General features: G+C 36.1%; 10 protein-coding genes, 6 tRNA genes and 2 riboswitches. Of the genes, 2 read left to right on the forward strand and 14 right to left on the reverse strand.

Annotated features, from left to right (window positions below):
* Positions 1 to 14 precede the first annotated feature (14 nt).
* Genes thiO through tenA form a run of 6 tightly spaced genes read right to left on the reverse strand, consistent with a single transcriptional unit; the run spans position 15 to position 4,911 of the window.
* Entirely contained in the window at positions 15 to 1,124 is a 1,110-nt protein-coding gene (thiO, locus tag ILT06_RS12825; RefSeq protein ID WP_088047980.1) for a glycine oxidase ThiO, read from the reverse strand.
* Complete coding sequence (gene tenI, locus ILT06_RS12830; RefSeq protein ID WP_088047981.1) at positions 1,117 to 1,737, reverse strand: thiazole tautomerase TenI; 621 nt, start codon at positions 1,735 to 1,737, stop codon at positions 1,117 to 1,119. The genes thiO and tenI overlap by 8 nt, the downstream gene beginning before the upstream one ends.
* Before the next feature lie 10 nt (positions 1,738 to 1,747).
* Entirely contained in the window at positions 1,748 to 2,749 is a 1,002-nt protein-coding gene (locus ILT06_RS12835) for an ABC transporter substrate-binding protein (protein WP_088047982.1), read from the reverse strand.
* Positions 2,746 to 3,498, reverse strand: a complete 753-nt coding sequence (locus ILT06_RS12840) for an ABC transporter permease (RefSeq protein ID WP_222655174.1) — start codon at positions 3,496 to 3,498, stop codon at positions 2,746 to 2,748. Before ILT06_RS12840 ends, ILT06_RS12835 begins: the two co-directional genes overlap by 4 nt.
* The gene (locus ILT06_RS12845; RefSeq protein WP_088047983.1) at positions 3,498 to 4,247 is read right to left on the reverse strand and encodes an ABC transporter ATP-binding protein; all 750 of its coding nucleotides are present in this window, start codon (positions 4,245 to 4,247) and stop codon (positions 3,498 to 3,500) included. Before ILT06_RS12845 ends, ILT06_RS12840 begins: the two co-directional genes overlap by 1 nt.
* Positions 4,216 to 4,911 carry a thiaminase II gene (gene tenA, locus ILT06_RS12850; RefSeq protein ID WP_088047984.1) on the reverse strand — a complete coding sequence of 232 codons (696 nt, stop codon included), beginning with the start codon at positions 4,909 to 4,911 and terminating at the stop codon, positions 4,216 to 4,218. Before tenA ends, ILT06_RS12845 begins: the two co-directional genes overlap by 32 nt.
* 82 nt (positions 4,912 to 4,993) lie before the next feature.
* Positions 4,994 to 5,096: riboswitch (TPP riboswitch) on the reverse strand.
* 60 nt (positions 5,097 to 5,156) lie between these two features.
* A riboswitch (TPP riboswitch) is annotated at positions 5,157 to 5,268 on the reverse strand.
* 269 nt (positions 5,269 to 5,537) lie between these two features.
* Here tenA and ILT06_RS12855 point away from each other — a divergent pair.
* Positions 5,538 to 6,698 (forward strand): SH3 domain-containing protein, encoded by a 1,161-nt coding sequence (locus tag ILT06_RS12855; RefSeq protein WP_088047985.1) that lies wholly within the window; start codon positions 5,538 to 5,540, stop codon positions 6,696 to 6,698.
* A 5-nt stretch (positions 6,699 to 6,703) separates the two neighbouring features.
* Complete coding sequence (locus ILT06_RS12860) at positions 6,704 to 7,036, forward strand: hypothetical protein (protein ID WP_088047986.1); 333 nt, start codon at positions 6,704 to 6,706, stop codon at positions 7,034 to 7,036.
* A 241-nt stretch (positions 7,037 to 7,277) separates the two neighbouring features.
* On the opposite strand, the gene ILT06_RS12865 is transcribed toward ILT06_RS12860, so the two are convergent.
* From ILT06_RS12865 to ILT06_RS12900, 8 genes are all read right to left on the reverse strand, one after another.
* The gene (locus tag ILT06_RS12865) at positions 7,278 to 8,429 is read right to left on the reverse strand and encodes a DUF3965 domain-containing protein (RefSeq protein ID WP_046956752.1); all 1,152 of its coding nucleotides are present in this window, start codon (positions 8,427 to 8,429) and stop codon (positions 7,278 to 7,280) included.
* A gap of 297 nt (positions 8,430 to 8,726) precedes the next feature.
* Positions 8,727 to 9,146, reverse strand: a complete 420-nt coding sequence (locus ILT06_RS12870; protein ID WP_000199001.1) for a CBS domain-containing protein — start codon at positions 9,144 to 9,146, stop codon at positions 8,727 to 8,729.
* 129 nt (positions 9,147 to 9,275) lie between these two features.
* Positions 9,276 to 9,347: transfer RNA gene (locus tag ILT06_RS12875), tRNA-Glu, on the reverse strand.
* Between the two features lies 1 nt (position 9,348).
* A tRNA-Asn gene (locus ILT06_RS12880) sits at positions 9,349 to 9,423 on the reverse strand.
* A 10-nt stretch (positions 9,424 to 9,433) separates the two neighbouring features.
* Positions 9,434 to 9,510, reverse strand: a tRNA-Ile gene (locus ILT06_RS12885).
* 10 nt (positions 9,511 to 9,520) lie between these two features.
* Positions 9,521 to 9,591 (reverse strand) — tRNA-Trp (locus ILT06_RS12890).
* A gap of 6 nt (positions 9,592 to 9,597) precedes the next feature.
* Positions 9,598 to 9,670, reverse strand: a tRNA-Thr gene (locus tag ILT06_RS12895).
* A gap of 9 nt (positions 9,671 to 9,679) precedes the next feature.
* A tRNA-Phe gene (locus ILT06_RS12900) sits at positions 9,680 to 9,755 on the reverse strand.
* Positions 9,756 to 9,760 lie beyond the last annotated feature (5 nt).

Consider the following 9,760-nt stretch of genomic DNA (forward strand, 5'->3'; position numbering starts at 1 on the left):
CTTCCATCCCCTTTCTAAACTGTTTTAGAAAGCAATGAATCTAGCAAATGATTCTCCTGCTTTCCTTCTATTAAATCAGCCATATACTGACCAGAAACAGGACTTAATAAAATACCGTTTCGATAATGTCCAGTACAAGCATATAAACCTTTTATTTCTTCATGCTCTCCCATATAAGGAGCTTCGTGATTCGATTGAGGTCTTAACCCTGCCCATGCGCTTTCCCACTCTGCTTCTTTTAAAGCTGGCAATATTGTATACGCGCGCTCTAATATAGAAGTAATACTTTCTGGTTGCACTGTTTTATTAAACGTATGAGGCTTCATCGTTGCTCCAATTACGTAACGTCCACCACGCTTTGGGGCAATGTAAAATCTTTCTTGGAAAATAGGTGCCTTTAAAAGTGGTTTTCTACTTCTTACCGCTACTACTTCTCCTTTAACTGGATATGTACCCCATTCGCGGTGAAAATAACCTAGTAACTTCGTGCTCCATGAACCACCCGCAATCACAACTTTCTCGCACGCCATAATACCTTCGCTTGTAACAATCCCAGTCACTTTATTATTTTCAATACGAATATCACACACTTCTGTCTGTTCATATATATCAGCACCCGAAATTGATGCGGAATGTGCGAATGCTTTCGTAAGCTCTGGTGCAATAACATGACCATCTTTTGGATAATATACAGCACCTATAATTGACTCAGATAGACACGGCTCTTTCTCTCGTAAACGATCTCCCATTAGAAAGTAAGAATCTTCACCTGTTTTCTGCTGCCACTCCATAATGTGAAGAATTCTTTCCTTCTCATCTTCATTTTGGGCAATGCGATAAATGCCTTTCTCTTCATACCCAATATCGATGCCTGTTTTTTCACGTAAAACTGCTGCAAGTTGTGGAAATATAGCACGGCTTTCTCTAGCAAGTTCAAATAACGGGTCATATGCATCCCATTCTGCCTGAACCCCGAGTAAACCAGCAGCTGCTTTCGAAGCTTCAGATGCAATCCTTTGCTTCTCTACAATCGCTACTTTATGTCCTCTTTCTGCTAGAAAATGTGCAACTGAACTACCGATTACACCACCGCCAATTATCGCTACATCATACTTCTTACACATGTTTTTCCGCCCACTTTCTTATTGATTCCTTATAAGATTTCGCTTTGCTATACGGGTTACTACTACTTATAATCCCAGACATAACAGCAATACCACTGACACCGTTAGTAAGAACATCCCCGATATTTTCCGTGGTAATTCCGCCAATTGCTGTAATCGGTATGGATAAACACTTTGCAATGCCTGAAACCTCTTCAAGCCCTCTCGCTGGCACACCTTTTTTACAATCTGTCGGAAATACATGACCATAGACGAGGGAATCCGCTCCATTCTTAAATGCATCGATCGCCTCTTCTAAAGAATGTACAGAATAGCCGACATGCAAATAAGAAAACTTTTCTTTCACTGACCTTACATTGGCGCTTCGATATCCGAGCTGCACGCGTGGAATGTTTAATAAAATAGCGATATCAATTCGATCATTTATCACTATTTTTGATGCCGGAAAGCCTTTCTTCAAAAGACTTTCCACACCTTCATACAAATCCTTCGTACTTTTCTCACGCTCACGAATATGCAAATAGTCAATCTCACTTTCAATTTGCATCGCTACATTCACTAACTCTTCGAATGACATGTGACCATTTGAGATTACATGAAGCTCATTTTTCATATTCATTCGCCTACTTTAAAATGTTTTCGAATAACTCATCGGCCGGAACGATTTCTTTCGTCATTCCTTTATCTTTCAGCCATTTATTTTGTTTTTCCCATGATTCTTTTGAATCTGATAAGAATGGCTCATCTTTCGTTTCCATTTTCTCTAATAAAATTTTCATACTTTCTTTTTCAACTTCTGGTACAAGTGGGAAGTTTTCTTTTTCTTGATGATTTAATAAAATATTTAATGCTTCATCTGGATTTTTCTTCATGAAATCATAGCCTTTTTTCGTACCACGTAAGAAGGCTTGTAACGCTTCTTTATCTTTTTTCAACGTTTTATCACCTGTTACAAATACAAGCTCATGATAATTCGGTACACCGTAATCAGCTGGATTAAAGTACGCCGGTTCATGACCTTCATGACGCATAACAGGTACTTCATGGTTAATGTATGCCCCTGTTACCGCATCCACTTTCTTCGTAATTAATGCCGGTACTAGATCAAAGCCAACATCGACTACTTTCACTGTATCTGGATTACCACCAGCTTCTTTTACCATCGTTTTTAAATACATCTCACTTAAAGGTGTTCCAGAATATCCAACTGTTTTCCCCTCTAAATCTTTTGGCGATTGAATGCCTGCTGATTTCAGCGATACAACATGATTTAATGGTGAACGTACGACAGCTCCAATTGATTTCACTGGAATTTGTTCATTTGCTTTTGCCATGACAACATCTGGCTGATAATATAAACCAACCGTTACTTTTCCTGCAGCTGCTAAAGTTAATGGATCAGTCGGATTAGAAGGGAATTTTATATTCACCTTTACTCCTTCTTCTTTAAAATAGCCTTTTTCAATTGCTGCATAAATAAAGCTATGTACCGCATTTGGGTACCAATCAAGCATGACCGTTATTTCTTTTTCCTTTTTACCCTTATCTGACGCTGAGTTACTAGAACATCCAGTAATCATTGCAACTAATAATGTCAACACAAAGATGCGTTTTAAAAATTTCATGAATACTTCCTCCAACTAATAAATTTCTTTTCTAATACTGAGATAAGTATGACGAAGAAAATAGCTAATAATGATAACAATACAATGGGTGCAAATACACCGGCTCCGTCTAACTGTGTCATCATTCTTTTACTGAAATATCCAAGCCCAGCTTGTGCACCGAGCCACTCACCGATTGCTGCCCCAATTACACTAAGCGGAACTGCAATTTTTAAAGCTGAGAAAAAATAAGGAAGAGCAGATGGTAACTTTAATTTAAGAAAAACATCTTTTTTCGTTGCCCCATAGGTAACTAAGAGCTCCTCCCATTCTTTTTTCGTACTGTGTAGTCCATCATACGTATTGACCGCAATTGGGAAAAACGTAATTAAAACAGTAACAACAACCTTACTCCAGATCGTATATCCAAACCATAAAACGAAAAGCGGCGCAAGCGCTGTAATAGGAATCGTTTGTGAGGCAACTAATAATGGATAAAATGCTCTCTCCATCCAATTACTCGCATTCATTAACATCGCTAGCCCTACCCCAAGTACGATAGAAATAGCCACCCCTATTAAAACGACCGATAAGGTTGCCGGCAAATGAACCGTAAATAATATATCTTTTAGTTTCCATATCTTCATCACAATTGCAGACGGTGACGGTAAAATGTACATTTCATCTACGATTCTTGCGCCTACTTCCCAAAAGGCAAGTAAAATACTAGAAAGTGTAAGGGCAGGTAATAGCTCCTTCAACCGGTTCATCATACGAGTACCTGCCTTTGTAACATACTAAGAAGCTCATCTTTAAGCGCTAACACTTCAGGCTTATATAAATCTTTTCTTGTTCGATTACGATCAAGCGGTACAATCCTCTCGGTTAAAGTAGTTATCGGTTGCTGCTCTACTACTAAAATTCGATTAGAAAGAAACAACGCTTCTTCCACATCATGAGTGATAAATAAAATTGTTTTTTCCCACTCTTTCCATTGTTCAAACAGCCATTCTTGCAAAGATGCCTTCGTTAAAGCGTCCAACGCGCTAAACGGTTCATCTAACAACAATATTTCCCCGCCTGTTAATAAAGTTCGAATAAAAGATACGCGTTGTCTCATACCACCAGATAAATCTTTCGGATATTTTGTCTCATACCCTTGTAAGCCAAATTTATGTAGCAGTTCCTTGGCCTTTATTTGTGCTTCTTTCTTCTGTACACCTTGACACTCTAGTGGCAGAGCAGCATTCTCAATAATCGTTCGCCACGGCAGGAGCATATCTTTTTGGGGCATATACCCTACAGGATGGCTCTTCGTTTCTGTCAGCTCTATCTGCCCAGTACTTACTTCTTCTAAACCTGTAATAAGGCGAAATAGAGTACTTTTCCCGCATCCACTCGGTCCGATAATACTTACAAACTCTTTATCTTGTATAGAAGCATTTAATTCATTGATGATTGGTTTCTCATCATAATGAAAAGAAACATTATGAAACTGTAGTATGTTCTTGCTCCTCAAATCCCCACATCTCCTTACGATAGGACATATCCCAGAATAAATATTCAAATCGACTGGAATATAGGAAAATCTCCTCTAATCGATCTAGCTCTTTTTCAGACTTTCTAACTGCCATTTCATTTAATAAATCGATTAACCAAATACAAAGGTTACCGTATTCTTCAGAACTATATCCTTGAATCCACTCACCAAAGAACTCATGATCTCTTGCTCCAGGAATATCATTTAAACGCTTTCCAATTTCCCAGTAGCTCCACATACATGGAAGAAGTGCTGCTATTAATTCCGCAAGTGTGCCATTTTGAGATACAGACATCATGTAATTTGTATAAGCTAAATTTTTAGCAGATGGCTTTGCAGACTCTATCTCCTCTATAGAAATTCCCAGTCTTTTTGCATATTGTTTATGGATTGTCATTTCTCCATTTAATATGCCATCAATTTGTTCAGCAAATTTCCCCATTACTTGTGGATTCGTTGCTTTTACAACACCAATCGCATATAGCTTTGCATAATCTAACAAATATAAATAATCTTGAATAATGTAATACTGAAACTTATCTTTTTCTAACGTGCCATCCCCCATACCTACTACAAACGGATGATTATGACTCATCTCCCAAACTGGTTGTACAGTTTCTAATAATCTATCGCAAAATTTCATTTCCCTATCCCCTTCCGGTATGTGTATTTAAATAAAAAACCACTTCTAAATAAGAAGTGGTTACAGCAAATAAAATTATAATTTATTCGTTGCTCCACTTCCCTTCGCTAGTATTACCTAGATCAGGTCTGTAAGGGTTAAGGATTATTCCTCTCTCAGCACAACAAGCACCCCTAGTGGTTTCAATATGAAATTTTCAAACAAAAAAGCCCCGTTTCTATACGCAAAGAAACGGGGACTTATTATTAGTGTCCGAATTGCTTCCCTACGCTAGCATAATCTAGATCAGGTAATGAAAAGGATCAAAGGCTTACGGCCTACTCTCAGCTGGCAACACCAGCTCTCCTAGCAAACTATGAAATTATCACTGTCAGTATAACATCGTAATAAGACATCATCAACTGTTTTAATTTTCTCAATTGTCAACAAAATAACAAAACTATATAATACTTATATTCTATCTTAGAAATTATTATCCTAATTAATTGAATAAAAAGGAATCATTATCCTCAAAAAATTTATTTTTATATTGATTTCATATTACATTTATGTGAATACACCCACTATATTATATCTTTATACTATAATAAAATTACAACTATACAACTAGAGGAGGTCTCTATTATATGAATATGAAAGCTACTGCTTTAACAGCAACTACTGTCGCAATTGCCTCTTTACTTCCTTCTATGGGAGAAACAAATGTACAAACAGCCAACGCTGAACAATTATCTAATGTGAAAACTGGATATGTCAAAGTCGATCAAGTAGCCTTACATACAAAAAATAACGCAAATAGCTCTTCAATTGATACAATTCGCTTTAATACGAAAGTAAACATACTTGAAACAACTAATGGCTGGTATAAAGTATCTGTTAATAATAAAGTAGGTTACGTACAAAAAGACGCTATTCTACTAAAAAACAAACTTCAATCTACTAATCAATACATCGTTAATGCCAATGCATTAAACGTTCGTTCTGAACCTAATTTAGAATCTTCAATTTTAGATGTATTACCAAATGGGAAATTCGTTACCATTCAAGAAGAACAAGGCGAGTGGTATAAAATTTTACATAATGGCAAAACAGGTTACGTACAAAAAGCATTCGTATCTAATGGTTCACAGCCTTTAGTAAAAGGCATCACAGTTCAAAATAATACGAAATACACAGTTGCAACACCTAAACTTAATGTACGTGGCAACGCTAGTACAAGTAGTGCACTACTTGGTTCATTACAAAATGGTACACAAATACAAGTAGTGGAAACTGTAGGAACTTGGTATAAAATTCGTTTTGGCACAGGATACGGATACGTAGCAAAACATTATGTGATGCAAAATCAATCACAATCACAAGCTCAAACGGCTCAACCTACTTCCATTCCAGCAGTTTTCAAATTCCCTACTCAAGGAAGAATTAGCTCAACCTTTGATATACGTTGGGAACAAATGCATTATGGTATAGATATTGCAGCTCAAGGTAATGTCTCTATCCAGGCGGCAGCTGCAGGTAAAGTTGTGAAATCATATTATTCAGCTAGCTATGGCAATGTTGTGTTCATCGCCCATCAAATAAACGGGAAATTATATACAACAGTCTATGCACACATGAAAGATCGCACTGTACAAGCTGGTGATCAAGTACAAGCTGGACAATTAGTAGGTCATATGGGCAACACAGGTCATTCATACGGGCAACATCTTCATTTTGAGTTACACAATGGAGAATGGAATTTTGAAAAAACAAATGCAGTAAACCCACTGCCATATTTAGTTAGGTAAATTGTATGCAACGCAATATACCTCTCTTAATTGAATACTTAGCCTTTTTAGGTTTAATCTGTTGTTTAATCATTTACAATACAAACACTGTATTTTTATCTATTATCATTGCTTTTGTTGCTTTAGAAATTATGATGGAATCCTTTCAAGTACAACTAAAACAAAAAATTGCCCATATATATAATGCCATCTTTCTATTAAGTGCCCTAATAACAAATATTATTAGTAATGGTTTTTATTTATCTACCGTATTTCCTGTATTCTTTATGGCTGTTTTATTATTCATAGCTAGATACATTCATGTTCCTAATACCAAAAAACACGAACAAGAAGCTTAGAAAGAGGAGACACTGTGTATCAATCTTTCAAAGATAATCCGCTAAAATATATATTGAATGTATACACCAAAATAAATACTTTTTTTGGTATACAAGGAAGCAATACAGCACAATTTATCCTTTATGGAATGTTATTTCTCGTCTTAATTACGTTCTCCTTGCTTTACTAATAAAAAAAGGATCTCACATAAACTTGAGATCCTTTTTAATTTATATAAATTTTTTATATAGAAAATGCTCTTTATCCACAAGCATATTTTTCATAAATAAAGCTAAGGTTATATTTTTTCTCTAAGCTCATTCTTTGTTCATCATCACACCAATAGAACAGAATATCATGAATTGTTGCATAACGTTTATTTTTAAGAAATAGTTTAAAGAATGATGGTAAACAATCATGTAATTGTATAAATATATAATTGCGTAATATTTCTTCTTTATATTCAATGCCTTTACAAATATACAGCAATTCTTCACAATAATATGCATGTTGTGGAACTTGAATCATTTCGAAAAATGGCACATATGATAATAACTTCCCGATAAAATGATCATATCGATCCATTATTCCTATCGTCATATGCTCCATCATTTCTTTCATTACATATAAATAATCATCTACATGAGTAGTCTTGAGTGGGTCTAATCGATCTGAAATTTGAGAAAGTACAGCTCTTTGACAAGCTAACACCGCTTGACTAGGTCCATAATATGATAGGAAATCTGTACACTTACGATATTTTCGTAATAAGTCATGTGTGTATAAGTCATACACAAACGTATTACAATACATCGCTAGACTCATCATATCACTATTTAATTGCTCTTTTGATAGTAATTTAGCTCTCTTACACATATAAAAGAATGTAAATTCCAATACTTCTTTATGAGATAATAAATGTTTACAATCCGTTATACATTTCTCATTAAATTTAACCCTATCCCAAATTTCTACATCCCCATCAGTCAATTCACCAATACGATATTTAATAATTAAATAGTTTAAAGCAACCGCTTGCGTCAACAGATCCCACGTTTCATATTCCAATGAAGTGTGAACAAACTCAGCTAGTCCTTGAGTTATCATAAAAGTATTTGCTTCTTCATACCAACCAATCTCTTGGCATAAGCGAAGAATACGTACTAGAGTTGGAATTTCATCTTTATGAAACTGCGGTAAATTCTTTACTTTATCCATTCCATATACGATAAATGCCGCTAAATTTTCTTCTTTATAAAATTCTTTTTCTTTCCACACTAATATAGTTCGTTCTTTCCCTTCACCTTTTGGATGACAAGGTACAAGCAAAGAAAATAATTCAGCGAAATTATTTGGTTCTATATATGTATCTGTAACCAAATTCCAATTTGGATCGCGCTGTACAGCCCTCATATAATTCCCCTTCCCTTTTGTCTACATAGGAAATATTAATCCATTATTACATCGTTAACAATAAATATTGTTATATTCGAAATCTTTCATAATACTTATATCTATCAGTATATCATTTTTTCTCTTATTTAAAATTAGGAATGACAAATTTTAAATAACTGTCGAAATTACTAACTGTATACTTATATTATATAATGTCTCAGATACATCATGCTAACATATTAGTTTAATCCATATATACTAGAATAATGCATCTGATTTTTATACGTAACTTATCCCACTAAGGAACGTCTCTCTTCATTCCGTATGCTCCGAAATTTCACTTAAAGCAAATCCCGCTTGATCATCTGCCGATTCTCTTATAGCTAAATCACCTAGTGCTAACATCCCAACGAGTTGACCACTCTCAACTACTGGTAATCGTCTAATTTGATACTGTGCCATTAACTCTGTAGCTTTTTCAATAGAATCATCTGGAGAAACTGAAACAATATTTGTTGTCATTACATTTGTAATTTTATTAGATCCAGGATGTTTCTCAGCAATCCCACGAACAACTAAATCTCGGTCCGTAACAAGCCCAACAACTTGCTCATTTTCAACAACTGGAATCAATCCAATCGATTCTTCTTTCATCTTTACAGCAGCCTCATATACGTTGTCTAGCGGTGTACAATGTACAACATGAGTACTCATAAAGTCTCTCACTCGTGTCATTTGTATCTCCTCCTTTTTATACATACCATAGCTTTTCCTAAATCCCTTTATTTATTTCAGGAAAATCAGTTGATAAAGGAGAATTCCACAAAATAAAAAAGAGTCAGCATATTGCTGACTCTTTTTTTATGACCCGTACGGGATTCGAACCCGTGTTACCGCCGTGAAAGGGCGGTGTCTTAACCACTTGACCAACGGGCCATGGCTCCGCAGGTAGGACTCGAACCTACGACCGATCGGTTAACAGCCGATAGCTCTACCACTGAGCTACTGCGGAATAATATATATGGTGGGCCTAAATGGACTCGAACCATCGACCTCACGCTTATCAGGCGTGCGCTCTAACCAGCTGAGCTATAGGCCCATATACTTTACAGGGGCAGTAGGAATCGAACCCACACTGGAGGTTTTGGAGACCTCAGTTCTACCTTTAAACTATGCCCCTAAAGGATGCCGACTAGAGGACTTGAACCCCCAACCTACTGATTACAAGTCAGTTGCTCTACCAATTGAGCTAAGTCGGCATAAAAAAATGGTGGCTCGGGACGGAATCGAACCGCCGACACGAGGATTTTCAGTCCTCTGCTCTACCGACTGAGCTACCGAGCCAACAT

This window comes from Bacillus sp. 17RED48 (assembly GCF_019837545.1).
Classification (GTDB): Bacteria; Bacillota; Bacilli; order Bacillales; family Bacillaceae_G; genus Bacillus_A; species Bacillus_A wiedmannii.